This window comes from Tateyamaria sp. 7Alg 36, from assembly GCF_059882455.1.
The window spans coordinates 502,608-527,703 of sequence record NZ_CM187613.1 but is presented as its reverse complement, the minus strand read 5'-3'; the positions used below and the strand labels follow the sequence as shown (position 1 = coordinate 527,703).

Here is a 25,096-nt window from a genome sequence, read left to right as displayed (position 1 = left end):
AAGTTTTCATTGCAGATGCAACAAGTTTGTTGACTTCATTGCGGTTGCAATGAAATGTTCTGGCAAATCCAGATGACGTTAGACATCGCATCAGAGGGGGAGGCCGAGATGACAGATTTTCCACTGCCCGACACCATGACACGCGCACCCAGCCTTGGCGGGATCCATGCCGGTTACATGCCCGGTTTCGGCAATGATTTCGAGACAGAGGCGCTGCCAGACGCGCTGCCGCAGGGGATGAACAGTCCGCAGCGCTGCAACTATGGTCTTTATGGCGAACAACTGTCGGGCACGGCCTTTACCGCCCATCCGCCCGAACGCACATGGACCTATCGCATTCGCCCGTCGGTCAAACACTCGGCGCGTTATACGCGCATTGATGTGCCTTACTGGCGCTCGGCCCCGACGGTGTCCGATGACGCGATCAGCCTCGGGCAGTACCGCTGGGGCCCGATTGAACATTCCGATACGCCGCTCAACTGGATCACGGGGATGCGCACGATCACCACGGCGGGGGATGTGAACACGCAGGTGGGCATGGCCTCGCACGTCTATCTGGTGACCGAAAGCATGGTGGATTCCTATTTCTACTCGGCGGATTCCGAACTGCTGGTCGTGCCGCAAGAAGGCCGCCTGCGGTTTTGCACCGAACTGGGGATCATTGACATCGCGCCCAAAGAGATCGCAATCATTCCACGTGGGCTTGTCTACCGCGTCGAGGTGCTGGAAGGGCCGTGCCGCGGTTTTGTCTGCGAGAATTACGGCCAGAAGTTCGAACTGCCTGCACGCGGCCCCATCGGCGCGAATGCCATGGCCAACCCGCGTGATTTCAAGGCCCCTGTTGCCGCCTTTGAAGACCGCGAGGTCGAAAGCACCGTGACCATCAAATGGTGCGGCCAGTTCCATGAAACCACCATTCCGCAATCGCCGCTGGACGTGGTGGCGTGGCATGGCAACTACGCGCCCTATAAATACGACTTGCGCACCTATTGCCCCGTGGGCGCGATCCTGTTCGACCATCCCGACCCGTCGATCTTTACCGTTCTGACCGCGCCATCGGGGCAGGCGGGTACGGCGAATATCGACTTTGTCCTGTTCCGCGAACGCTGGATGGTGGCGGAAAACACCTTCCGCCCGCCATGGTATCACAAGAACATCATGTCCGAGTTGATGGGCAATATTTACGGCCAATACGATGCCAAACCGAACGGCTTTGCCCCCGGTGGTATATCGCTGCACAACATGATGATGCCGCACGGCCCCGATCAGGAAGCGTTCGAACGCGCCTCGAAAAGTAACCTTGGCCCGCACAAGCTGGAAAACACCATGTCGTTCATGTTCGAAACCCGCTTTCCGCAGCATGTCACTGAATTTGCTGCGAAAGAGGCACCGTTGCAGGACGACTACATCGACTGCTGGGACACGATCGAGAAGAAGTTCGACGGCACACCGGGATTGAAATGATGACCGCGCAAAGCTGGGTGGAAACGGCCCAAGGCGGCGGCACCGATTTCCCGATCCAGAACCTGCCTTATGGCGTGTTCGACGCGGGCCAAGGTGCGCGTATGGGTGTGGCCATTGGTGATTGGGTGCTGGATGTGGCGCAGGTCGATCACGGGCTTGATCCGGCGCTGTTTGCGCAGCCGTCGTGGAATGCGGTGATGGCGGCGGGGCCGGATGTCTGGGCGGCGCTGCGCGCACGGCTGACCGATCTGCTGGGCGATCCGGCGCATCGGGCACAGGTCGAACCGCATCTGGTCAAACAGTCCGATGTGCGCCTGCTGATGCCGTTCGATGTGGCAGAGTTCACCGATTTTTATGCCTCAAAACACCACGCGACCAATGTGGGCACCATGTTTCGCGGGGCCGAGAACGCGCTGCCGCCGAACTGGCTGTCGATCCCCATCGGCTATAACGGGCGTGCCTCGTCGGTGGTGGTGTCGGGCACCGAGGTCCAGCGCCCGTGGGGGCAGTTGAAAAGGCCGGACGATGCGCTGCCGCATCTGGGTCCATCGGTGCGTTTTGATTTCGAACTGGAGCTTGGGGCGATTGTCGGCACGCCGTCGCAGGGCATGCAATCGGTGCAGCAGGCCGACGACATGATCTTTGGCTATGTACTGCTGAACGACTGGTCGGCGCGCGACATTCAGGCGTGGGAATACCAGCCGCTTGGCCCGTTTCAGGCCAAGGCAACCGCCACGACCATCTCGCCGTGGATCGTGACAAAGGCGGCACTTGCGCCATTCCGCACTTCTACGCCGGACCGCGACCGCCCGCTGCTCGCCTATCTGCGCGAACCCGCGCCGATGCTCTATGACATCAACCTTGAGGTCGGGCTTGCCCCCGCAGGCGGGGACGAAACAGTTATCACGCGCACCAACTACGCTGAGATGTATTATTCAGCCGCCCAACAACTGTGCCATCACACCCTGTCGGGCTGTGCCATGCGCACGGGCGATCTGCTCGGCTCGGGCACGATTTCGGGCGCGGACAAGGGCAGTCGTGGCGCGCTGCTGGAACTCGGCTGGGGCGGGAAAGAGCCGATCACCCTTGACACCGGAGAGGCGCGCAGCTTCCTCGAAGACGGAGACACGCTGACCCTGCGGGGCGCGGCACGGGGCGATGGGTATCGCATCGGCTTTGGCGCATGCAGCGGCACAATCAGCGCGGCAATGGATCTGCCCGACTGGGCACAGGAATAAGGAAAATATCATGGCCAAGGCATTCGCATCCCAAGGGGATATGGAAGAGAAAAAGATCAGCTTCACCCAAGTGGGCGAGGGGCTCTACGCCTTTACCGCCGAGGGCGACCCCAACACCGGCGTGATTATCGGCGATGACAGCGTTATGATTGTCGAGGCGCAGGCAACCCCGCGGCTGGCCCGCAAGGTGATCGACTGTGTGCGCAGCGTCACGGACAAGCCGATTACCCATCTGGTACTGACCCATTATCACGCCGTGCGCGTGCTGGGCGCGTCTGCCTATGGCGCGCGCGAGATCATCATGTCGGACGCCGCTGCCGCCATGGTCGAGGAACGCGGGCAGGAAGACTGGGACAGCGAATTCGGCCGTTTTCCGCGCCTGTTTGTCGGTCACGAGGAAATTCCGGGCCTGACGCGCCCCACAACCACCTTTAGCGAGTCGATGACCGTCTATCTGGGCGAGCGCCGCGTCGACATCATGAAACTGGGGCGCGCGCACACCGCAGGCGACGCGGTTGTCTGGGTGCCGGATCAAGAGGTGATGTTCACCGGCGATATCGTCGAATACCACTCGGCCTGCTATTGCGGTGACGGGCATTATCAGGACTGGCCCGACACCCTTGCCAACATCGCCGCGTTCGAGCCGAAATCAATTGCCCCCGGCCGTGGCGACGCGTTGGTCGGTGAAGAGATGGTGGAAAAGGCGCTGATGTCCACGGCGGATTTCATCGAAAGCACCTATAAACCCGTGGCCCGGGTGGCTGCGCGCGGCGGGTCGCTGAAAGAGGCATGGGACGCGGTGCGCGCCGAATGCGATCCGAAATTCTCGGACTATGCGATTTACGAACACTGCCTGCCGTTCAACGTGGCCCGCGCCTATGACGAGGCACGCGGCATCGACACGCCCCGCGTCTGGACCGCCGAACGCGATCAGGCCATGTGGGATGCGCTGCAAGGCTGATGCCATCGGGGCTGCGCGGCGTACCAGCGCGCGGTCCCCAAAGGCCCGCACAGGCATGGGTTTCAAGGGAGGAGACGCAGGTGCTGAAAGACCGCTATTCGCTGGCATTCAAGCTGTATCCTTATGTGCGCAGCGCTGATCAGGATGCGGACCAGCCTGTGCGCCATCCGGTTGTCATCGTGGGCGGTGGCCCCATCGGCCTTGCCAGCGCGCTTGATCTGGGGCGGCAGGGCATTGCGGTTGTGCTGCTCGACGATCACGAAGGGGTCGGGCAGGGCAGTCGCGCCATCTGCTTCGCCAAACGCACGCTTGAGATCGCGCATCGCTATGGCTGCGGCGCGGCCATGGTGGACAAGGGGGTGGTGTGGAACCTCGGCAAAGTGTTCTTCGACGACCGCCAGATCTATGACTTCAACCTCCTGCCCGAGGACGGGCATCGCTACCCCGCCTTCATCAACCTGCAACAACCCTATTTCGAAAAGTTCCTGCACGAACAGATCGAGGCTGAAGTGGCCAAGGGCGCGCCCATCGACGTGCGGGGGCGCAACCGCGTCGATGCGGTGGATGTTCAGGACGACCATGTCCACATCGACATCACCACGCCCGATGGCCCCTACAGGATCAGCGCCGATTGGGTAATTGCCTGCGACGGCGCGTCCTCACCCTTGCGCGGGATGCTGGGTCTGGAATTCGGAGGGCGGGTGTTCGAGGACAGTTTCCTCATCGCCGATATCACCATGAAGAACACGCAGTTCCCCACCGAACGCTGGTTCTGGTTCGAACCGCATTTCAAATCCGGTGCCTCGACCCTGCTGCACAAACAGCCCGACGATATCTGGCGCGTTGATTTCCAGATCGGCTGGGATGTGGACCGCAAGGAAGAGTTGAAGGAAGAAAACATTCGCGCCCGACTGGATGCGATGCTGGGGCCGGATGTGGACTACGAAATCGTCTGGTCCTCAATCTACACATTCCAGTGCCGCCGCATGAACCATTTCCGCCATGGCCGCGTGATCTTTGCCGGAGATTCCGCGCATCAGGTATCGCCCTTTGGCGCGCGGGGGGCCAATTCAGGCATGCAGGACGTGGACAATCTGGGCTGGAAGCTGGGCCTTGTCATCAACGGCTACGCGCCCGACGCGTTGATTGACAGCTATCACGAGGAACGGGCCTTTGGTGCGGACGAGAATATCCTGAACTCGACACGGTCCACCGATTTCATCACGCCCAAATCCAACATCAGCCATGTGTTCCGTAATGCGGTGCTGGAACTGGCCGAACATTATGAATTTCCGCGAGCAATCGTAAATTCGGGCCGTTTGTCGGTGCCTTGCACCTATGACGGGTTGTCGCTGAATGGGCCTGACAGCTTGCAAGGCGGGCCTGAACGCGCCCGCGTGGGCAGTGCCTGTCCGGATGCGGCGGTGGGGCAGGGGTTCTTGCTGGATCACTTGGGCGACGGGTTTGTCCTACTGACCATCGACGCCGACGCGCCCGAACGGCTTGAAGATGACGGGATTACCGTGACCCGCCTTGCGCTGAGTGCGTGGGATGACCCGACGGGCGGTCTGGCGGCGCGTTACTTGGGGGATGCGTCCTCGGCGGTCTATCTGATCCGGCCTGATCAGCATGTGGCGGCACGTTGGGACCAGTTTGACGCCAGCGCCGTGACCGCCGCGCTGCGCACCGCCTGTGCAAAGGGGTAAACCATGGCCGATTTAAACCTGAAACCGAATATCGCGGGAACGGATGCGTTTTACGAGATGCTGATCGCCGCCCATGACGGTCTGAGCGACGATGAAAGCGCCGCCCTCAATGCACGACTGATCCTGATCCTGTCCAACCACATCGGCGACACGGATGTGCTGGCGCAGGCCCTGCGCATCGCGCGCAACCCGCGCCCCGAATGACGCGGGCCAAGCGGCCTAAAGCTTGAACCAAGCGGTCTTGAGATCGAGGTATTTGTCGAATGCGTGGAAGGACTTGTCATGCCCGTTGCCCGACTGTTTGACCCCGCCAAGCGGGACCGTCACGTCCGACCCGCCGTAGGTGTTCACATGCACGACACCGGCGCGGATCTTGCGCACCATCCGGTGCGCGCGTGACAGGTTGTTCGTCCACACGGCCGAGGCCAGCCCGTATTTCGTGCCGTTGGCGATTGCTAGCGCCTCTTCCTCGGTATCAAAGGGGATGACGGCGACAACGGGGCCGAACACCTCTTCCTGTGCCAGCGCGTCGTCGGGTTTCACATCCGTCACCACAGTCGGCGCCATATAGTACCCGCCGGTATCTTCTAGAATGCGGCTGCCACCCGTCACGACGCGCGCGCCGTCCTTGACCGCCTGTGCGACAAAGCCGAGGTTCTGCGCCAGTTGCCGTTCGGAGTTGATCGCGCCAGCGTTGGTCTTCGGGTCAAGCGGGTTGCCGACCTGCATCGCCTCGGCATGGGTCTTGAGCTTGTTCACGAATGCGTCGTGGATTGATCGTTCAACTAGGATACGCGAGCCTGCCACGCAGACCTGACCGGAGTTGCGGAAGATCCCCGCCGCCGACACCTTCGCCGCCTCGTCAAGGTCGGGCGCGTCGGCAAAGACGATGTTGGCGGACTTGCCCCCCAGTTCCAGAAATACGCGTTTGAGGTTCGACCGCGCCGACGCTTCAAGCAGCCGCCGCCCCGTGCCACCCGAACCGGTAAAGACCAGAACGTCGACATCGTGGCTTTCCGCGATGGCCGCGCCCACAGTGCCCCCTTCGCCCGTCACCACGTTCAACACACCGGCAGGAAGACCCGCCTCAAGCGCGAGTTCGGCAATGCGCAAAAGGGTCAGGGACGCGGTTTCGGCAGGTTTCAGGACAACCGTACAGCCCGCCGCAAGGGCGGGGCCAAGCTTCCACGTGCCGATCATCAGGGGGAAGTTCCACGGCACAATCGCGCCCACTACGCCAACGGGTTCCTTGTGCACAAGGCCAAGGTTGCCCGCGCCAGTGGGGGCGATTTCACCGAAAATTTTGTCGATCGCCTCGGCATAATAACGGATCGTGCCAACCGCCGAATGCGGTTCGGCCTTGAGCGCCATGCCGATTTCCGTGCCGTTGTCGCGCACGCCCAGAACCGCCAGTTCCTCGGCATGCGCCTCGATCAGATCGGCCCATTTCAACAGAACTTTCTTGCGCGCCGCAGGGGCCAGATCGGACCAGCGCCCGTCGTCAAAGGCCGTGCGGGCGGCGGTAACGGCGGCATCTGCATCCGCGCGCGTGCCTGCGGGGATCGTCGTCAGAACCGTACCGTCGAGCGGGGAAATCACCTCCATCACCGCGCCGTCAGAGGCCGCAACGCGCTGCCCGTCGATGATATGAAGCGCGGGCGCGACGGGCTGTGCGGCAAGGGCGGCGATCTTTTCTGGGGTCATTTCGGGCTCACTTCCTCATAGGTCGCGGCGATCTAGCGACGCGGATCAAGCCTTGTCAATGAGCGCGGCTGCACGGTCCCCGCCCGCTCGGGTGCTGCGAAACCACACTCCCAAATCCGCGCGGCGCATGCAGGCGATTGCATCCTGCGCCCGAATGCGGTCACTTTGCGTCAACCACCAAACCATGCGCAGGGCGTGGATCAACAGGGCCGGAACCGGCACCACCCAACCGGCTGAGGGGAGAGACGGGCATGACCAAAACCATTCTTGTCATCGGAACATTCGACACCAAGGCGGACGAGCTTGATTACCTGATCGCTTGTATCAAAGGGCAGGGCGGCGCGGTCCTGACCATGGATGTGAGCGTGCTGGGATCGCCGCGCACGCCCACGGATGTGTCCAAACACGATGTGGCGGGCGCGGTCGGGGAAACCATCGACGGGCTGATCGCCCTTGGCGAGGAAGGCGAGGCATTCGAGAAGATGAGCGCCGGTGCCGCGCTGAGCACACGGCAGATGTTTGATGCGGGCAGGTTCGACGGCATGATCGCCCTTGGCGGCACTATGGGCACGGATTTGGCGCTGGATTGTGCGGCGGCGCTGCCGATTGGCGTGCCGAAATACATCGTGTCCACCGTGGCCGGTTCGTCCCTGATCGCGGCAGACCGGATGGCGGCAGATGTGCAGTTCATCCTGTGGGCGGGTGGTCTGTATGGCTTGAACCCTTTGTGCAAATCATCGCTCAGCCAAGCGGCGGGGGCAGTTCTGGGTGCGGCGCGCGCGGTTGAGCGGCCCAGCTTTGCGCGGCCCATGGTCGGGATGACCTCGCTGGGTTCGTCTTGCCTGAAATACATGAAACCGCTGCACGCCGCCCTCAGCACGCGCGGCTATGATGTGGCCGTGTTCCACACCACGGGCATGGGCGGCATGGCCTTTGAACGGCTTGCGTCCGAGGGGGCATTCGCCTGCGTGATGGACTTTTCCCAGCAGGAGTTCGTGAATGCGATGTACGGATCGGTCGTAAGCGCGGGCAATGACCGCCTGACGGGGGCGGCGCGGTCCGGCACGCCGCAACTGGTCGCACCGGGGGCAAGCGACATCATGGATGTGGCCGGATGGCAGGACATCCCGCCGCGTTTTGCCGACCGTCCGTTCCACGCCCATAACCGCCTGATCAAAAGCGTCGCGTTCAATGCCGAAGAACGCGCCGAGATTGCACTGGAAATGGTGGCACGGCTGGCGGCGGCCATGGGTCCGACGCATTTCTTCTTGCCGCTGCACGGGATCGAGGAATGGGATCGCGCAGGCGAACCCGCCCACGACCCAGAGGGGCTGTCGGCCTTTGTCGATGCGGCGCAAACGGGGCTGGCAGCAAAGGACGTGTCCCATGATACCCTTGCCTGTCACATCAATGATGCGGAATTTGTCACGGCGGTTCTGGCGAAGTTCGATGCGTGGGTGGCCGAAGGGATTGTGGCGGCAGGCAAGCCCGAAGCGGCCTAAGCCTCGGCCAGTATCTGCAACAGATCGAGAAGCTGTTCGTAGTTTTCTTCGCCCAGTTTCTCTTTGTACTGCTCGACGATGCGGGTGGACTGCGCCACATGTTTGTCGATGATCGACTGTCCCGCTGGGGTGATGGCAATCGACTGGCGGCGGCGGTCCTGTGTGTCGGCCTCTTGCGAGATCATGCCCTTGGCCTTCATCGTCTGCGCGATGCGCGTCAGGCTGGGGTACAGCAAGCTTGCCCGATCGGCGAGCGTCGTCGCATCCGTCGCCCCGTGTTCCGACAGCACGCGCAGCACGCGCCATTGCTGTTCGGTAATCCCGCTTTCCGACAACATCTCGCGGATCGGGGCCATCGCCTTTTCACGGGCGCGCATCAGCGAAATCGGCAAGGATCGCGCCGTCGCAGGCAGGGTTTTTGGGGGCTTAGTGTGCGGCATAAAACTGTCTGGTCCGGCCCGTGGAGTGGCGCTGTTGGTAAACCGTGCACAATATTACTTTACATCGCAAGTAATTATACGTTTAACATGTTAACAATAAACGCGCAAAGAATCGGGAGGGGACTTTGCCGCATTTCCACATCGACTATTCGGGCAACCTTGAGCCCCACGTTGACATGGCCGCCTTTTGCGAGGCGATCCGCGCCGAAGCTGCGCAGATCGACACCTTTCCCATGCCGGGTATTCGCGTGCGTGCCGCGCGGGTGGACCATTATGCCATTGCCGACGGCAACCCCGCGCACGGGTTCATCGATATTTCGATCCGGCTGCGGGCAGGGCGCGCGGCCGAGGTAAAGCAGGACGCCGCCACGCGCATCTTTGCCGCGGCCAAGGCGCAACTGGCCGACGTGATGCAAACCCGTTCCATCGCGTTGTCGCTTGAGATGCGCGATATCGACCCCGATCTTTCCCCCAAAACCGGCACCATCCGCGACCATTTGGAGATTACGTGAATGTCACAGCTCGACGTCCATCTTGAGAAACTGCAAGCCCATCTGGACCGCTTTCGCGACACCGGCATTCTGAACCGCATCAACGGTCAGGACGTGGCGGGTGCGGGCGGTGTGTTTGCCAATCACACGCCAATCGACAAATCGTTCATCTGTGACGTGGCGCATGGCACGGCGGCGGACATAGACGCAGCGGCAAAATCCGCCTCGGACGCCTTTGCGGGCTGGCGCGATATGCCCGCGCTTGAGCGTAAGAAGATCCTGATCCGCATCGCCGAAGGTATCGAGGCACGGGCCGAAGACATTGCGCTGTGCGAATGCTGGGACACGGGCCAGACATGGCGGTTCATGTCCAAGGCCGCACTGCGCGGCGCGGAAAATTTCCGTTATTTCGCCGATCAGGTGGTCGAGGCGCGCGACGGCCAGCACCTGAAATCCCCGACGTTGATGAACATCACAACCCGTGTGCCGATCGGCCCTGTCGGGGTGATCACACCGTGGAACACGCCATTTATGCTCTCCACTTGGAAGATCGCACCGGCGCTCGCCGCTGGTTGCACCGTGGTGCACAAACCCGCCGAAGCGTCCCCGATGACCGCACGCCTGCTGGTCGAGATCGCGGAAGAAGCGGGCCTACCACCCGGTGTGCTGAACACCGTCAACGGCTTTGGCGAGGACGCGGGCAAGGCACTGACCGAGCACCCAGCGATCAAGGCCATCGCCTTTGTCGGGGAAAGCCGCACGGGGTCGATGATCACCAAACAGGGGGCGGATACGCTCAAGCGGATGCATCTGGAACTGGGCGGCAAGAACCCCGTGATCGTGTTTGACGATGCCGATCTGGACCGTGCGCTGGATGCGGTGGTCTTCATGATCTATTCGATCAACGGTGAACGCTGCACATCCTCGTCCCGCCTGCTAATCCAAGACACGATCAAGGACGAATTCGAGGCCAAGCTGGTCGAGCGTGTCAACGCCATCAAGGTTGGTCATCCGCTCGACCCGGCGACCGAGATCGGGCCATTGGTCACGCAAGAGCATTTCGACAAGGTCACCTCTTATTTCGACATCGCCAAGGACGACGGTGCAACGGTTGCGGCGGGTGGTGTGACCGCAGGTGACGAAGGGTATTTCGTACGCCCCACGCTGTTCACCAATGCCAGCAACGACATGCGCATCGCGCGCGAAGAAATCTTTGGCCCCGTGCTGACCTCTATCCCGTTCTCGACCGAGGAAGAGGCGCTGCGCATCGCCAATGACACCGATTACGGGCTGACGGGCTATGTCTGGACGCAGGATCTGACCCGCGCCTTGCGCATGACCGACCGGATCGAGGCGGGAATGATCTGGGTGAACTCGGAAAACGTGCGCCACCTGCCGACCCCGTTCGGCGGCGTCAAAGCGTCGGGCATTGGCCGCGACGGCGGCGATTGGAGTTTCGATTTTTATATGGAGCAGAAGCACGTCGGCTTTGCTTTGGGCAATCACAAGATCATGCGTCTTGGCGTTCCAAGCTAACGCGCATCGTTTTTACCGGAGGATATTATGCCAATTCCAGCACCCAACCTGTTTCCGGATTTCAACACGATCCGCCTGAGCCATGTGTGCCTGAACGTGTCCGACCTTGCCGCGTCCAAGACGTTCTATACGGACATTCTGGGCCTTCAGGTCACGGATGAAACCGACAGCCACGTCTATCTGCGCGCCATGGAAGAACGCGGGCACCACTGCATCATCCTGCAAAAATCCGATCTTGCGGGCACGGTCGAGGTGATGGGCTTTAAAACCTATTGCGAGGGGGATCTGGACAAGGCCGAAGCCTACTTCAAGGCCAAGGGCCGCCCCGTGGAATGGGTCGAGCGCGCCTATCAGGGCCGGACCTTGCTTACTTCGGACAACATGGGCATTCCGCTGGAATTCTATCACAAGATGGACCGCCTGCCGCCGATCCACCAGAAATACGCGCTGTATCGCGGGGTCAAACCGCTGCGCATCGACCATTTCAACTGCTTCTCGTCGAATGTGGATGAAAGCGTCGCCTTCTATTCCGATTTCGGTTTCCGCGTGTCGGAATATACCGAGGATGAGGACAGCAAGCGGCTGTGGGCGGCATGGATGCATCGCAAGGGCGGCGTGCACGACATGGCGTTTACCAATGGCACCGGCCCGCGCATGCACCACGTGGCCTTTTGGGTGCCGACGCCGCTTAATATCATCGACCTGCTCGATCTGATGGCAACCACCGGCTATGTTTCCAACATCGAACGCGGCCCCGGAAGGCACGGGATTTCCAATGCCTTCTTCCTCTATATCCTTGACCCTGACGGGCACCGGATCGAAATTTATTGTTCGGATTACCAGACGGTCGATCCGGACCTTGAGCCAATCAAATGGGATCTGAAAGACCCGCAGCGCCAGACGCTTTGGGGTGCGCCCGCGCCCAAAAGCTGGTTTGAACACGGCAGCAAGTTCGTCGGCGTCGACACCAAGGACAGCGATATCGCGGCTAGCCCGATCATCGCGCCATAAGGCCAAACCGTGCGCCTTCCCCCGCGCTGGTATCGCGGACGGGCAGGGCGCGCGCCATCCCTATCTGCGAAACGCAGGATCAAAGAGGTACACGCGTGAACTGGGACGACTTTTCCGACTGGAGCAAACGGATCGCCGACTGGGGCGCATCCTATCACAAATCCCTGCGCGACCGGCCCGTGCGGGCGCAAACCAAACCCGGAGAGATCGCGGCGCAACTGCCCGCCAGCCCGCCGCAACACCCCGAAGATATGGACGCGATCATGGCCGATTTCGAGGCCATCGTGATGCCGGGCATGACCCATTGGCAGCACCCGCGCTTCTTTGCCTATTTCCCGTCCAACGCCGCGCCGCCCTCCATGCTGGCCGAACAACTGGTCAACACCGTGTCGGCGCAATGTATGCTGTGGCAAACCTCGCCCGCCGCGACCGAGGTTGAGGGGCGGATGGTCGACTGGTTGCGTCAGGCGATGGGCCTGCCTGACGGCTATACTGGCGTCATTCAGGACAGCGCGTCGTCGGCCACATTGTCGGCGGTGCTGACCATGCGCGAACGGGCCACGGGCTATACCGGCAATCGCGAGGGACTGTCCCAAAAGGGTCATCTGCGCATCTATTGCTCGGATCAGGTGCATTCGTCGATTGATCGGGCGTGCTGGGTCGCGGGGATCGGTCAAGAGAACCTCGTCAAAATCAAGGGGTCCGGCCCGCTACACGGCATGGACGCGGATGCGCTGGATGCAGCGATCAAGGCCGACATCGCGGCAGGCCACACACCCGCAGGTGTGATCGCCATCACGGGCGGCACGGGGGTAGGGGGGTGCGACCCGCTTGGCCCAGTACTGCGCGTGGCCAAGGCGCATGACCTCTATACCCATCTGGATGCCGCATGGGCCGGATCGGCCATGATCTGCCCCGAGATACAGGAGCAGTTCTGGTCCGAGATCGACGGCTGTGACAGCATCGTGTTCAACCCGCACAAATGGCTTGGTGCACAGTTCGACTGTTCGATCCAGTTCCTTCGCGATGCGACGCCACAGCTCAACACGCTGAAGATCGAACCGGAATACCTCAAGACCACCGGCGCGGCTGTGACAAACTACTCGGAATGGACCATCCCGCTGGGGCGGCGTTTCAGAGCGTTAAAACTGTGGTTCCTGATCCGCTCTTACGGGCTTGAGGGGCTGCAAACGCGCATCCGCAACCACATCGCGTGGGCGAATGAATTATGCGAGGCGATGCGCGCGCTTGATGGGTTCGAGATCACGACCGAGCCGATTTTCAGCCTGTTTTCCTTCCGCTGTCCCGGTGATGACGTGATGCAGCAACGGCTGGTCGATGCCATCAATGACGACGGGCGCATCTACCTGACCCAAGGCATGTTCGAGGGCCGCAAAATCATTCGCGTGCAGGTCGGACAGTTCGACACCACAAAAGAAGACGTGATGATGGTGCACAGCGTCGTGCAGGAAATTTGGGAGCAGTTGAAATGAAGATCGCCACCTATAGCGCCCAAGGGCAGACCCATTACGGCGCCGTGACCGAACACGGGATGATCGCGCTTGACCCGCTGTTTCCGCAATGGCCGACACTGTTTGATGCGATCCACGCGGGCGGTTTTGACGACCTGTGTCAGGCCGCCGAGGGCCAAAACGTCACGCACACGGATTTCCGGTACGAGATGGTGATGCCGAATGCGCGGCGCATCCTGTGCGTCGGGGTGAACTTTCCTGACCGCAACGCCGAATACAAGGACGGTTCGGCCCAGCCGAAGTATATGTCGCTGTTTCCGCGCTTTGCCTCCGGCTTTACGGGGCACAACCGCAACCTTTTGCGCCCGCCGGAGAACCACACGCTCGACTACGAAGGTGAAGTGGCGATCGTGATCGGCAAGGGCGGGCGGCGCATTTCGCAGGACGCGGCCTATGATCATATCGCCGCGCTAACCCTCTGTAACGAAGGGACAATTCGCGATTGGGTGCGCCATGCGAAATTCAACGTGACCCAAGGCAAGAACTGGGACAAATCCGGTGCCATCGGGCCATGGCTGGTGCCGTTTACCGACCCGAAACAGCTGGACGATGCGCGTATCATCACCCGTGTGAATGGCGAAGTGCGCCAAGACGATGTGCTGTCGCGCATGATGTTCCCGATCCGGCGCGAGATCGAATATATATCGACATTCATGACGCTTGAGGCGGGCGATATTATCATCACCGGCACACCCACGGGCGCTGGCGCACGCTTTGATCCGCCGCGCTATCTTGAACCCGGCGATGTGGTCGAGGTCGAGGTGGAAGGCATCGGAACCTTGCGCAACGGGGTCGAGGACGAATTGCAATGAACGCCGACGATCACGCCGCTGCCGCACGCGCCTTGCTGAATGCCGAACAGACCGGCACGCAGATCGGGCTGCTGACGCTGGATCATCCCGACATGGGGATGGACGACGCCTATGCCATCCAGAACGCGCTGTACGAGGCGAAGTTGGCCCAAGGGCGCAAGGTGCTCGGCTGGAAAATCGGGCTGACCTCCAAAGCGATGCAATATGCGCTGAACATCGACATTCCCGACAGCGGCATTCTGTTCGACGACATGGCGTTCGAAAATGGCGGCACCGTTCCGGCGGGCCGTTTCATCCAGCCACGGATCGAGGCCGAGATCGCCTTTGTCATAAAAGCACCACTGGGCGGCAAGCGTGTGACGCGCGCCGACGTGATCGCCGCGACCGACTTTGTCGCGCCGTCGATCGAAATCCTCGACACGCGGATCGTGCGGCAGGACAAGGCGACCGGCCAGACGCGCACGGTCTATGACACGATCAGCGACAATGCCGCCAATGCAGGCATCGTGCTGGGCAAGGAACGGCACAAGATCGACGCCTTCGACCTGCGTTGGGTTGGCGCGATGGCATTTCGCAATGACGAGATCGAGGAAACCGGCCTTGGCGCGGGCGTGCTGAACGACCCCGTCGAAAGCGTGGTGTGGCTTGCACGTCGCATGGCGGCTTATGGTCAGCAGATCGAACCGGGGCACGTTGTGCTGTCGGGCAGCTTTATCCGTCCGGTCGAATGTCCGGCGGGCACGCGGATCCACACGGACTTTGGGCCGTTCGGGTCGGTGGACATCGCGTTTGGGTAAAGGGTGTGTCTTTGCTGGACCTCTGTACGGGGGTTGGTGGCGGAACCCTTAAAACAAGGGGTTTGCCAATATTCTCACCAGTACAATATTAACATAATGTGGATTATAGGTATTTTGCATGGAGCATTCAGCTAGACGTGCCGGACGCGCCTAAGGCCGGTTTGCGTTTCCCCCTGCCAAACGTACCATCCCGTCCAAAAATCAGACAAAGTGTATACAAACTAATTCGTTACACAGCACATCTAACGCACAGCATCACGTCACACGCGACACCGTCTGATATTCCGGTGCGCGCCAGACCCCTTCATTGATCACCGTTTCAATAATCTCTGCCGCCTGTACGATCTCTGTCTCATCCAGATACAACGGCGTAAAGCCAAAGCGCATGATGTCCGGCGCGCGGAAATCGCCGATAACGCCGCGCGCGATCAGCGCCTGCATCGCCGGATACCCGTGTTCAAAGGAAAAGGACACTTGCGAGCCGCGCTGTGACGGATCACGCGGGCTTGCCAGTGTCAGGCTTGGGCAACGCGCCTCAACCTCGGCAATGAAGCGTTCGGACAGTCTGATCGACGCGGCACGCAGATCGGCCATATCCACACCCTCCCACACTTTCAGCGCCTCTTGCAGGATCGACAGTTGCACGATGGATGGCGTGCCGATGCGCAACCGCTCGGTCGACATGGCAGGACGATAGGATGGCTCCATCGCGAATGGCGCATCATGGCCCAGCCATCCCGACAGCGCCGGTTCGAGGTCCAGCACGATATCGGGACGCGCATAGATGAATGCGGGCGCACCCGGGCCACCGTTGAGGTATTTATAGGTGCATCCAACCGCGAATTCGGCATCGCAGGCCGTCAAATCCACCGGCACGGCACCAGCACTGTGCGCCAGATCCCAGATCATCACGGCCCCGACCGCATGGGCCGCACGGGTGATCGCGTCCATATCGTGCATCGCGCCGGTGCGGTAATCCACATGCGTTAACATAACCACGGCCACATCTTCGGTTATCGCATCCAGCACATCCGCGTGGTCTGGTGTGCGCAGCGCGTAGCCTTTGTCTATGGTGTTGATGAGCCCTTGGGCGATGTAGAGATCGCTGGGAAAGTTGCCTGAATCCGAAAGGATCACACGGCGGTCGGGCCGCATTTTCAACGCCGCAGCAAGGGCTTGGTAGACTTTGATGGACAAGGTATCGCCCGTGGCCACCGACCCTTGCGGCGCGCCCAGAAGGCCGGCAAGTGTATCCCCGACATCTGCAGGCAGCGCCATCCATCCGGCGGTGTTCCACGCCTTGATCAACTGGCCGCCCCATTCGTCACGGATCACCGTGGCCGCCCGTTCCGCCGCGCCTTTGGGCAGTACGCCAAGCGAATTGCCGTCGAGGTAAATGACGCCCTCGGGGATATCGAACATCTCTTTTCTTGGCAGTGATACACCCATGACAACCCTCGCTTTTATCCCTGCGCCCTACCCTTTGGCGCGGCTTTCGCACAGGTCTAGCGCGCCGCGCCCTGTGCTGTACAGCGCACTCTCGCCACGGCAGGCTTGGCAGCGCGCCCGCGCAGCACTAGCGTTGGGAAAACGCGACATATGAGGGGGAAATCATGGAGCTCAAAGACAGGATCGTCGTTGTCACCGGAGCGGCCAGCGGCATCGGGCGCGCCTTGTGCATCGCTTTTGCGCAACAAGGTGCGCGTGCGGTTGTCTGCGCAGATCGGGATGCAGAGGGCGTTGCTAATGTTGCGCGTGAAATCAACGGACTATCCTTCGTTGCTGATGTGTCGAAAGAAGACGAAATCGCCGCGATGATCGACACGGTCGAAGCAGAAACCGGCCCGATTGACCTGTTCTGTTCCAATGCGGGCATCCTGATCGAAGGCGGCGCGGAAGTGCCCGATACGGACTGGCAGCGCATGTGGGAAATCAATGTGATGGCCCATGTCTGGGCCGCACGCCATGTGGTGCCGCGCATGGTGTCCCGTGGCGGTGGCTACCTTCTCAACACTGCCTCGGCTGCGGGCCTGCTGAACCAGATCGGATCGGCCCCTTATGGCGTGACCAAACACGCCGCTGTCGGACTGGCCGAATGGCTGGCGATGACCCATGGCGATGACGGGATCAAAGTATCGGTTCTGTGCCCCCAAGCGGTGCGCACGGCGATGACCGAAGGGTTCGAGGATCACGTCGCCTCAATCGACGGGATGCTGGAGCCGGATGTGGCGGCGCGGGCCTGTGTGGAAGCGATCCGCGCCGAGACCTTTCTGGTGCTGCCGCACAAGGATGTGCTGGAATATATGCGCCGCAAGACGGCTGATTATGACCGCTGGATTGGCGGGATGCGCAAGTTGAACCGCGTGTACGGATCCTGAGCGCTGTCGGGGGCACTGCCCCCGTCGCTAGCGCGACTCCCCCGGGATTTTTTTGGAACAGAGAATACGGAGGCTTGGGGTTCAGCCTTTGGATTTGATTGGACGGATCAACCCTTCTTGCGCGACCGAGGCGATCAGGGTGCCGTCGCGGTTGTAGATCGTGCCGCGGTTGAAACCGCGCGCGTTGCCGGACCATGGGCTGTCCATGCTATAGAGGTGCCAGTCGGCGAAATTGGCAGGGCCGTGAAACCACATGGCGTGGTCAAGGCTCGCGGTCATAACGCGGCCAGTGAACCAAGTTTGGCCGTGCGGGCGCAGGGACGAGCCGAGCAGGTTCATATCCGACGCATAGGCCAGCAGGCAGTGCTGGAGTTGCGCGCTGATCCCCTTGGCGGCGGCCATGCGGAACCACATATGGTTTTCATCGCCCGTGGGTTCGGGGGTGAAGAAGTCGCGCGGGGCGACCTCGCGGATATCAATCGGGCGCGGACGCAGGAATTCGTCGTGATGCTGTTCGGGGATCTTATCCACCACGGGGGCGCGCAGGGTTTCGCGGTCTGCCAGCCCTTCGGGCGCGGGTACGTCGGGCATCGGGTGCTGGTGGGACCAGCCGTCTTCGTCCACATGGAAAGACGCCGACATGTTCAGGATTTGCCGCCCGCGCTGGATCGCCACGACACGGCGGGTGGTAAAGCTGCCGCCGTCGCGGGCGCGGTCCACCTGATAGATCACGGGGATCGACGGATCACCGGGGCGGATGAAATAGGCGTGCAGCGAGTGGCACAGCCGGTCGTCGACAGTCTGATAGGCCGATGCCAGCGCCTGACCGATGACCTGCCCGCCAAATATGCGGGTCGGGGTTTCGCCGCCCTGCCCTGTGCCGCGAAACAGATCCACCTCAAGCGGTTCGACCCGCAACAAATCAAGGAGTGTCTGGTCGACGTCTGTCATGGGGCGATCCTTTATTGCCTGTTTATGCGCTGCGTGTCACATCAGCGCGCCATGTACCAGCCCTTTGAGTTCGGCGCGCGCCGGTGTGGCCGAGGACGGGCTGAGCTGGGTGAACAGGACCACTGTGAAATCGTTGCGACGGTCGAGCCAGAAATAAGTCGACGCCATGCCGCCCCAGCTGAAATCTCCGACCGATCCGGGCACGCCGCTTTGCGCGGGGTTGAGCGTGACCGAGCCGCCGATGCCAAAGCCGACCCCGACCATGGGCTGTTCGGCAAAGCTCGACGGGCCCTGACTGGCGATATCGGTGGACAGGTGGTTGGACATCATGAAATCGGCCGTGGCGGTCGAGATGATGGGCTGGCCGTCCGGCCCCTGCCCGCCGCGCCGCAAACAGTCGGCGAATTTCGCGTAATCGTCGATGGTTCCGACCAGCCCGCCGCCGCCGCTGAGGCAGGTGGGCTCAAGGAAGGGCGAGGTGTCGGTGCCATCGGCAAGGCGCAGACTGTCGGCGCCCATGCGCCCTGCGGTCAGGTCCATCGGGTGGCCGTCAAGCGGGGTATAAAGCGCGGCAAAGCGGTCGCGCTGGTCTGGCTGCACGGCAAAACTGGTTTGCGTCATGCCAAGCGGGTCGAGGATACGTTCGGCAAACGCCTCGGCAAGAGTTTGGCCGGTGATGACCTCGATTACGCGTCCGATCAGGTCGATGCCAACGGAATATTCCCAACGTGCGCCGGGGGCAAAGGCAAGCGGCAGGTCCGCAAGCGCGGTGCAGGTTCCCGCAAGGGTTCCGGCGCGGGGCGCAAAGGTGAGGTTTTGCGCGCCCATTTCCTGCGGCACCAATCCGGGATTGAACGCATAGCTGAACCCCGAACGGTGGGTAAGCAACTGGTGCAGCGTCGGCACCGCGCAAGGGCGCGTGTGGTCGATATGGGTGGCGCCGTCGATCAGGGCGCGGGGATGGGCGAATTCGGGCAGGAAACGCGACAAAGGCGCGTCCAGATGCGCCAGCCCTTCCTCGACCAGTGACATCAGGACAAGTGATGTGACGGGTTTGGTCATGGAATAGATGCGGGCCACGGTGTCGCGTTCAAAGGGCGCGCCACTGGCAAGATCGCGCAGCCCGTGGCTGTCGAAAAACACCTCGTCCCCGCCTTGACAGATCAGCACCGACAATCCAGCAAAGCGGCGTTCCGCCACCTGCCGCGCATTCCAGTCGCGGATGCGGTTCAGGCGGTCGGGATCAAATATGCGGGCCATGGGCGCAAAACTCCGGTGAGGGGTAAGTTGCGCCGACAGCAGCACGTATTGCCACCAGCGCACAAGGGGTGGAACGGGGCAGCGCGACTAGACCTCAAGCCATTCGCGGCGCACATCATCGCGCGCTTTCAACTCTTGGGGCGTGCCTTCGAACACCACTTTGCCATGGCCCATCACGTAGACGCGGTGCGCGATGTCGAGAGCGATGGAAAGCTTTTGTTCCACCAGCAGCGTTGCGATCCCGCGCTTGGCAATCTCTTGCAAGACCTGCGCGACACGCTGCACCATTTGTGGGCTCAGCCCCTCGGTCGGTTCATCGATCATCACCAGATCGGGGTCACCCATCAGCGTGCGGCACATGGTCAGCATCTGTTGTTCTCCGCCCGACAGCACCGATGCCTCCACATCCGCACGGGTGGCGAGGTTTTCGAACAGATCGAACATGTCCTGCATGGACCAGCGGCCCGTGCCGTCCTTTTGCCCGGGTTTGAGGCCGAGAACGAGGTTTTGCCGGGTGGTGAGGCCCGGAAAGATATCGCGGTTTTCGGGCACATAGCCGATGCCCAGATTGGCCACCTCAAAGGCTTTCTTGCCCGCGATCTCCTGCCCTTTGAACTGGACGGACCCATGGGGCGTTACCTCGCCCATCACGGCCTTGCAGGTGGTGGAGCGCCCGACCCCGTTGCGGCCCAGCAGCGCAACGATTTCGCCCGTGCCGACGGTCAGGTTGACGCCCTGAAGGATGTGGCTTTTGCCGTAATAGGCGTGCAGGTCCGAAACTGTCAGCATGTCACGCGTCCTCCAATGCGGCGCCAAGATAGGCCTCTTGCACACGCGGGTTTGCACGCACCTCTTCGGGGGTGCCTGTGGCGATGATCTCTCCGTACACCAGCACCGAAATGCGGTCGGCGAGGCCGAAGACGACGCCCATATCATGTTCCACCATCACCAGTGTTTTGCCTTCGGTCACGGTGCGGATCAGATCGACGATATAGTCGGTTTCCGAATGGCTCATCCCTGCGGTGGGTTCGTCCAGCATGATAACATCGGCCCCGCCCGCAATGGTGATCCCGATTTCCAGCGCGCGCTGTTCGGCATAGCTGAGCACACCGGCAGGCAGATCGCGCCGTGCGGTCAGGTTAATCTGTTCAAGGATCGCATCCGCCCCTTCGGTCAGCGCACGCGAGCGTCCGACCATGGACCAAAAGTTGTAGCGATAGCCCATCGACCACAAAAGCGAGCAGCGCACATTTTCAAACACGCTCATCTTCGGGAAGATGTTGGTGATCTGGAACGACCGGCTGAGGCCCATGCGGTTGATCTCGAACGAGGCTTTGCCCGCAAGGTCGGCCCCGTGCAGGCGGATGGTGCCGCCGCTTTGCGGAAAACGTCCGGTGATCAGGTTGAACAGGGTGGATTTGCCCGCCCCGTTCGGCCCGATGATGGCGTGGCGTTCGTTCTTGCCGATGGACAGATCGACGCCGCGGATGATCTCGGTCTTGCCAAAAGCCTTCTTGAGGTTCTGGAGTTCGAGTGCTGGGGTCATTGGCGGCCCTCCGTGTCCGAATTGGCGTCATTCCATGCCTCGACCAAATCGGCAGAGGTGGCGCGCACGATGGCAAAACCGACGATCGCTGCCGCGCCTGCGATGATCCAAGGCAGGATCGAATGGCTGTCAAAGGTGGTCCAGAACAGGGTCATCTCGTGATCACCCACCGAGGCATGACGCACATGAAAGATCATCTCAACCAGAACGGCCGCGCCGAGCACCCCGAGGATGCCACCCCCGAAGGTCTTGAGGTACGGCACCACAAGCCGCCCGAGCTTGCCCAGCCGCAAGGCAGGCACATGCATCATGATAAGCCCCGCCAGACCGCCGGGAAAGAACATGACCGTGGCGACAAAGATGATGCCAAGGTAAAAACCCCACAACTCGGTCTGCAACGACAGCACGGTCTGCACCAGCGTGAACACGATCGCCCCGAGGATCGGCCCGAAGAAGAAGCCAACTCCGCCAAGGAACGTCACCAGCAGGATGATGCCCGACTGGGTTGTGTTCAGGTTCTCCTCGGTCAGGATCTCGTAGTTGATGGCGAACAGCGCCCCCGCAATCCCCGCGAAAAAGCCCGAGGCGACAAAGCTGTAAAACCGCACCCAACGGGCGGAATAGCCCAGAAACTCGGCCCGTTCGGGGTTGTCGCGCACCGCATTGGCCATGCGCCCCATGGGCGTGCGGGAATAGAGGTACATCAGCGCTGCCGAGATCATCAGCCAGACCGCGATCAGGTAATAGACCTCGATCTGTTGCAGGAACTCGACCCCGAAGAAGGGCAGCCCGTAAGTTCGGTCGCCGGAAATCCCTTCCTCGCCCCCGAAGAAGGCGACGATGATCACCGAACAGGCAGCAATCAACTCGCCTACGCCAAGGCTGATCATGGCGAAAACCGTGCCCGCCTTGCGGGTCGAGAACGATCCGACCACCATGGCCAGCCCCGCGCCCATCAACCCGCCGAAAATCGGAAGGACGGGCAAGGGCAGGGTGGCAAAGAAATCGTCCATGCTGATGATATGCATGCAGGCAAATCCGCCCACACCCGCATAGACCGCATGGCCAAAGCTGAGCATCCCGCCCTGCCCCAGCAGCATATTATAGGCCAGCGCGAAGATGATGGTGATCGCCATCTGGTTCATGATGGTGATGGCGGAATTATTGGTGAACACAAAGGGCAGCACGCACAGCAGGACCGCTGCGATGATCCACGGGATCAGCGGAATGGTCATCGATCCAGCGCGCATACGCTGTGCCGGTTTGGTCGGGTCGGTGGTCAGTTGATCGGTCATGAGCCGCGCTTTCCGAACAGGCCGTGGGGGCGGAAGATCAGGATCAGCACCATCAGGATATAGGGCAGGATGTCGGCAATTTGCGGGCTGGTGATCGACCACAGGTCGCGCCACGGGCTGTCCCATATATTGTCGGGTTTGCTAAAGCCGAGCGTGGTCAGAAGATCCTCCATCCGCAGGTTGTAGGATTTCGAGAAGGTCGTGATCCAGCCGATCAGCAGCGAGGCAACCAGAGCGCCCCAAAGCGATCCAAGCCCGCCGATCACGATTGTCACGAACACGATGGAGCCGAGCACGAAGGCCATACCCGGAAAGGTGCCAAGCACGGGGCCCGCAATGACCCCCGCGACGCCCGCCAGTGCGGTGCCAACGCCAAAGACGCCCATAAAGATTAGCGGCACATTGTGGCCCAACGCCTCGACCGTGCGCGGATAGGTGAGTGCTGCCTGAATGATCATGCCCACACGGGTGCGCGTCAGCACCCAAAGCAACCCGATGAAGATTGCCACCGAGATGAAGATCATGAAAATTTTGTAGGCAGGAATGGCATTGCCCGCGATAGAAAAGGCGGTGAACTGCAATACTTCGGGCGCGCTGTAGGCCATCTGGCTTTTGCCCCAGATAAACTGCACCAGTTCCTCAATCAACAGGGCAAGGCCGAAGGTAAAGATCAACTCGGGCACATGGCCGTACTGGTGGACGCGTCGAAGTCCGTAGCGTTCGACCCCTGCCCCGAGCACGCCCACGATCAGTGGCGCGATCAGCAGTCCCATCCAGAAACCCAAGGCGAGGCTGATCTGGTAGGCGAAATAGGCACCCAGCATGTAGAAACTTGCATGGGCAAAATTTAGCACCCCCATCATCGAGAAGATGAGCGTGAGCCCTGCCGACAGCATGAAGAGCAGCAAGCCCGTCACAAGTCCGTCGATCAGATTGACGAGAATAAGGTCCATATACCAACTCCGGCTTGGTCCGCCTGTGGCGAGGCCACAAGCAGCCATGACATGATTAGGGAGCTCTGCCCCCGTCCTTCGGACTCCCCCGCAGTATTTTTGGCCAAAAGATGCGGGAGAGCCGGTGTGCGGTCCTGATCAGGGCCGCTTCATGTCGCAGGTTGTGGGGCTGTCCATGGCAGCCATGGTAATCGTTTCCTCGACCGCGACGCCGTAGCCGGAGTTGTCATAGTCGAAGGTGACGCCGTCATTGGTGTGGGCGTGAATGTGGACATCCTGAATCAACTGGTGGTCCTGTTCACGCATCTTCACCGTGCCGCCCCAGAGGTTTTCATGCTCCATCCCTTCGAGGGCATAGGCGACCTTGACCACGTCCGTGGCGCTGCCTGCCTCGTTGATGGCGCGGGCCAGCATTTCGATCACGTTGGTGATGCGCGACTGGCTGACATTGCCGTCAGGGTATTTTTCCTTGAAAGCGGTGTAATAGGCCGAAGCGCGGTCGCTGACGGGCGGGTTGATCTGCCCTTCGGAAACAAGCCGTAGGGAACCTTTGCCGGTTTCACCGAAGGCGGCGGTAATACCGTCAGCCGCGCCGTAATAGGTGAAGATCGGGCCGGAATAGCCGTTTTCAAGAACCGATTTACCAAGGCCCAGCATGTCGGCGCCCCAGTTACCGGTGATGATCGCATCCGCCTCTGAGGCGACGATCTTGCGGCTGTAGGGGGTGAAATCCTTGACCTTGCCGATGGGGTGCAATTCGTTGCCGACGATTTCGATATCGGGGCGTTTTTCCGTCAGGAACCGTTCAGCAGCAGAGGCGACGGCCTTGCCAAAGGAATAGTCCTGCCCGATCACGTAGACCTTCTTGATGCTGTCATCACCGGCGATCACATCCGTCATCGCGTCCATCTTCATGTCCGCATTCGCATCAAAGCGGAAATGCCAGAAGTTGCACTTGTCATTGGTCAGCGCCGGATCGACGGCCGAATAATTCAAGAACAGCACGCGGTCATCCGGATTGCGGCGGTTATGCTTGCTGATCGCTTCGGTCAATGCGTTTGCCACGCCCGAGGAGTTGCCCTGCGCAATATAGCGGATGCCCTGATCAATCGCGACTTGCAGCTGGATCAGGGATTCCTTCGGGCTGATCTTGTTGTCAAAGCCGACGATCTCAAACATGTCGCCATCCAGAACGCCGCCCTTCTTGTTCACCAACTCTTCGGCGGCGAATTCATATTGGTGCAACCCGTTCACGCCGGTGCCCGCAAAGGGGCCGCTCAGCGGGTCGATAAAGGCGATCTTGACTGTGTCTGCGGCGCTGGCAAATGCGCTGACCGTCAGAGTCAGTGCTGCAGCCACGCCAAGCGTGATTGTGTTACGCATATGGTGTTCCTCCCTAGAACATGGTCCCGGCGCGGACGCCTCTATAGGGCGCAGTTCTGGCTCAGGATGGGGTCAGCGTTGCACACAATCAGAATAAGTCAAGCGTTGAGGTTTGGATGTGTTTCGCGTCATGCGG

Annotated in this window: 23 protein-coding genes; 13 read left to right on the top strand and 10 right to left on the bottom strand. The window is 61.0% G+C overall.

Annotated features, from left to right (window positions below; all coding sequences use genetic code 11):
• The first annotated feature begins 108 nt into the window (after window positions 1-108).
• The 5 genes from hmgA to AC6GQJ_RS02530 all read left to right on the top strand — a co-directional run bounded on the left by hmgA (window position 109) and on the right by AC6GQJ_RS02530 (window position 5,573).
• The gene (gene hmgA, locus AC6GQJ_RS02550; RefSeq protein ID WP_500771460.1) at window positions 109-1,464 is read left to right on the top strand and encodes a homogentisate 1,2-dioxygenase; all 1,356 of its coding nucleotides are present in this window, start codon (window positions 109-111) and stop codon (window positions 1,462-1,464) included.
• Window positions 1,461-2,702 (top strand): fumarylacetoacetase, encoded by a 1,242-nt coding sequence (gene fahA, locus AC6GQJ_RS02545; protein ID WP_500771458.1) that lies wholly within the window; start codon window positions 1,461-1,463, stop codon window positions 2,700-2,702. The genes hmgA and fahA overlap by 4 nt, the downstream gene beginning before the upstream one ends.
• A gap of 10 nt (window positions 2,703-2,712) precedes the next feature.
• Window positions 2,713-3,663 carry an MBL fold metallo-hydrolase gene (locus AC6GQJ_RS02540; RefSeq protein ID WP_500771456.1) on the top strand — a complete coding sequence of 317 codons (951 nt, stop codon included), beginning with the start codon at window positions 2,713-2,715 and terminating at the stop codon, window positions 3,661-3,663.
• Window positions 3,664-3,743: 80 nt separating this feature from the next.
• Entirely contained in the window at window positions 3,744-5,369 is a 1,626-nt protein-coding gene (locus tag AC6GQJ_RS02535; RefSeq protein WP_500771454.1) for an FAD-dependent oxidoreductase, read from the top strand.
• A 3-nt stretch (window positions 5,370-5,372) separates the two neighbouring features.
• Window positions 5,373-5,573, top strand: coding sequence for a DUF2783 domain-containing protein (locus AC6GQJ_RS02530; RefSeq protein WP_500771452.1), 201 nt, complete (start codon window positions 5,373-5,375; stop codon window positions 5,571-5,573).
• A gap of 15 nt (window positions 5,574-5,588) precedes the next feature.
• Here the strand turns inward: AC6GQJ_RS02530 and AC6GQJ_RS02525 are convergent, their stop codons facing one another.
• A complete protein-coding gene (locus AC6GQJ_RS02525) occupies window positions 5,589-7,073 on the bottom strand; it encodes an aldehyde dehydrogenase (RefSeq protein ID WP_500771450.1) in 1,485 nt (494 codons plus the stop codon).
• A 251-nt stretch (window positions 7,074-7,324) separates the two neighbouring features.
• On the opposite strand from AC6GQJ_RS02525, the gene AC6GQJ_RS02520 reads away from it, so the two are divergent.
• Window positions 7,325-8,575 (top strand): Tm-1-like ATP-binding domain-containing protein, encoded by a 1,251-nt coding sequence (locus AC6GQJ_RS02520; RefSeq protein WP_500771448.1) that lies wholly within the window; start codon window positions 7,325-7,327, stop codon window positions 8,573-8,575.
• Here the strand turns inward: AC6GQJ_RS02520 and hpaR are convergent.
• A complete protein-coding gene (gene hpaR / locus AC6GQJ_RS02515; RefSeq protein ID WP_500771446.1) occupies window positions 8,572-9,015 on the bottom strand; it encodes a homoprotocatechuate degradation operon regulator HpaR in 444 nt (147 codons plus the stop codon). The two genes, AC6GQJ_RS02520 and hpaR, sit on opposite strands and share 4 nt — an antisense overlap.
• Window positions 9,016-9,140: 125 nt before the next feature.
• Between hpaR and AC6GQJ_RS02510 the strand changes: the two genes are divergently transcribed.
• The 6 genes from AC6GQJ_RS02510 to hpaH all read left to right on the top strand — a co-directional run bounded on the left by AC6GQJ_RS02510 (window position 9,141) and on the right by hpaH (window position 15,194).
• The gene (locus tag AC6GQJ_RS02510; RefSeq protein WP_500771444.1) at window positions 9,141-9,527 is read left to right on the top strand and encodes a 5-carboxymethyl-2-hydroxymuconate Delta-isomerase; all 387 of its coding nucleotides are present in this window, start codon (window positions 9,141-9,143) and stop codon (window positions 9,525-9,527) included.
• Entirely contained in the window at window positions 9,528-11,042 is a 1,515-nt protein-coding gene (hpaE, locus tag AC6GQJ_RS02505; RefSeq protein WP_500771442.1) for a 5-carboxymethyl-2-hydroxymuconate semialdehyde dehydrogenase, read from the top strand.
• A gap of 27 nt (window positions 11,043-11,069) precedes the next feature.
• Complete coding sequence (hpaD, locus tag AC6GQJ_RS02500) at window positions 11,070-12,053, top strand: 3,4-dihydroxyphenylacetate 2,3-dioxygenase (RefSeq protein ID WP_500771440.1); 984 nt, start codon at window positions 11,070-11,072, stop codon at window positions 12,051-12,053.
• A 95-nt stretch (window positions 12,054-12,148) separates the two neighbouring features.
• Complete coding sequence (locus AC6GQJ_RS02495; protein WP_500771438.1) at window positions 12,149-13,546, top strand: pyridoxal phosphate-dependent decarboxylase family protein; 1,398 nt, start codon at window positions 12,149-12,151, stop codon at window positions 13,544-13,546.
• Window positions 13,543-14,397 carry a fumarylacetoacetate hydrolase family protein gene (locus AC6GQJ_RS02490; protein WP_500771436.1) on the top strand — a complete coding sequence of 285 codons (855 nt, stop codon included), beginning with the start codon at window positions 13,543-13,545 and terminating at the stop codon, window positions 14,395-14,397. Before AC6GQJ_RS02495 ends, AC6GQJ_RS02490 begins: the two co-directional genes overlap by 4 nt.
• Window positions 14,394-15,194 carry a 2-oxo-hept-4-ene-1,7-dioate hydratase gene (hpaH, locus tag AC6GQJ_RS02485; protein WP_500771434.1) on the top strand — a complete coding sequence of 267 codons (801 nt, stop codon included), beginning with the start codon at window positions 14,394-14,396 and terminating at the stop codon, window positions 15,192-15,194. Before AC6GQJ_RS02490 ends, hpaH begins: the two co-directional genes overlap by 4 nt.
• Window positions 15,195-15,449: 255 nt before the next feature.
• Here the strand turns inward: hpaH and kynU are convergent, their stop codons facing one another.
• The gene (gene kynU, locus AC6GQJ_RS02480; RefSeq protein ID WP_500771433.1) at window positions 15,450-16,643 is read right to left on the bottom strand and encodes a kynureninase; all 1,194 of its coding nucleotides are present in this window, start codon (window positions 16,641-16,643) and stop codon (window positions 15,450-15,452) included.
• 164 nt (window positions 16,644-16,807) lie between these two features.
• Here kynU and AC6GQJ_RS02475 point away from each other — a divergent pair, with 164 nt between their 5' ends.
• Complete coding sequence (locus AC6GQJ_RS02475; protein ID WP_500771432.1) at window positions 16,808-17,572, top strand: SDR family oxidoreductase; 765 nt, start codon at window positions 16,808-16,810, stop codon at window positions 17,570-17,572.
• Between the two features lie 81 nt (window positions 17,573-17,653).
• On the opposite strand, the gene AC6GQJ_RS02470 is transcribed toward AC6GQJ_RS02475, so the two are convergent.
• The 7 genes from AC6GQJ_RS02470 to AC6GQJ_RS02440 form a co-directional block, all read right to left on the bottom strand.
• Window positions 17,654-18,523 (bottom strand): acyl-CoA thioesterase, encoded by an 870-nt coding sequence (locus AC6GQJ_RS02470; protein WP_500771430.1) that lies wholly within the window; start codon window positions 18,521-18,523, stop codon window positions 17,654-17,656.
• 36 nt (window positions 18,524-18,559) lie between these two features.
• A complete protein-coding gene (locus tag AC6GQJ_RS02465) occupies window positions 18,560-19,783 on the bottom strand; it encodes a serine hydrolase domain-containing protein (protein ID WP_500771428.1) in 1,224 nt (407 codons plus the stop codon).
• Window positions 19,784-19,870: 87 nt separating this feature from the next.
• Window positions 19,871-20,572: an ABC transporter ATP-binding protein gene (locus tag AC6GQJ_RS02460; RefSeq protein ID WP_500771426.1), complete on the bottom strand. Its 702-nt coding sequence runs from the start codon at window positions 20,570-20,572 to the stop codon at window positions 19,871-19,873.
• 1 nt (window position 20,573) lies between these two features.
• A complete protein-coding gene (locus AC6GQJ_RS02455) occupies window positions 20,574-21,329 on the bottom strand; it encodes an ABC transporter ATP-binding protein (protein ID WP_500771423.1) in 756 nt (251 codons plus the stop codon).
• A complete protein-coding gene (locus AC6GQJ_RS02450) occupies window positions 21,326-22,624 on the bottom strand; it encodes a branched-chain amino acid ABC transporter permease (protein ID WP_500771421.1) in 1,299 nt (432 codons plus the stop codon). The genes AC6GQJ_RS02455 and AC6GQJ_RS02450 overlap by 4 nt, the downstream gene beginning before the upstream one ends.
• Window positions 22,621-23,577: a branched-chain amino acid ABC transporter permease gene (locus tag AC6GQJ_RS02445; protein ID WP_500771419.1), complete on the bottom strand. Its 957-nt coding sequence runs from the start codon at window positions 23,575-23,577 to the stop codon at window positions 22,621-22,623. Before AC6GQJ_RS02445 ends, AC6GQJ_RS02450 begins: the two co-directional genes overlap by 4 nt.
• Before the next feature lie 138 nt (window positions 23,578-23,715).
• The gene (locus tag AC6GQJ_RS02440; protein ID WP_500771417.1) at window positions 23,716-24,960 is read right to left on the bottom strand and encodes a branched-chain amino acid ABC transporter substrate-binding protein; all 1,245 of its coding nucleotides are present in this window, start codon (window positions 24,958-24,960) and stop codon (window positions 23,716-23,718) included.
• Window positions 24,961-25,096: the final 136 nt, after the last annotated feature.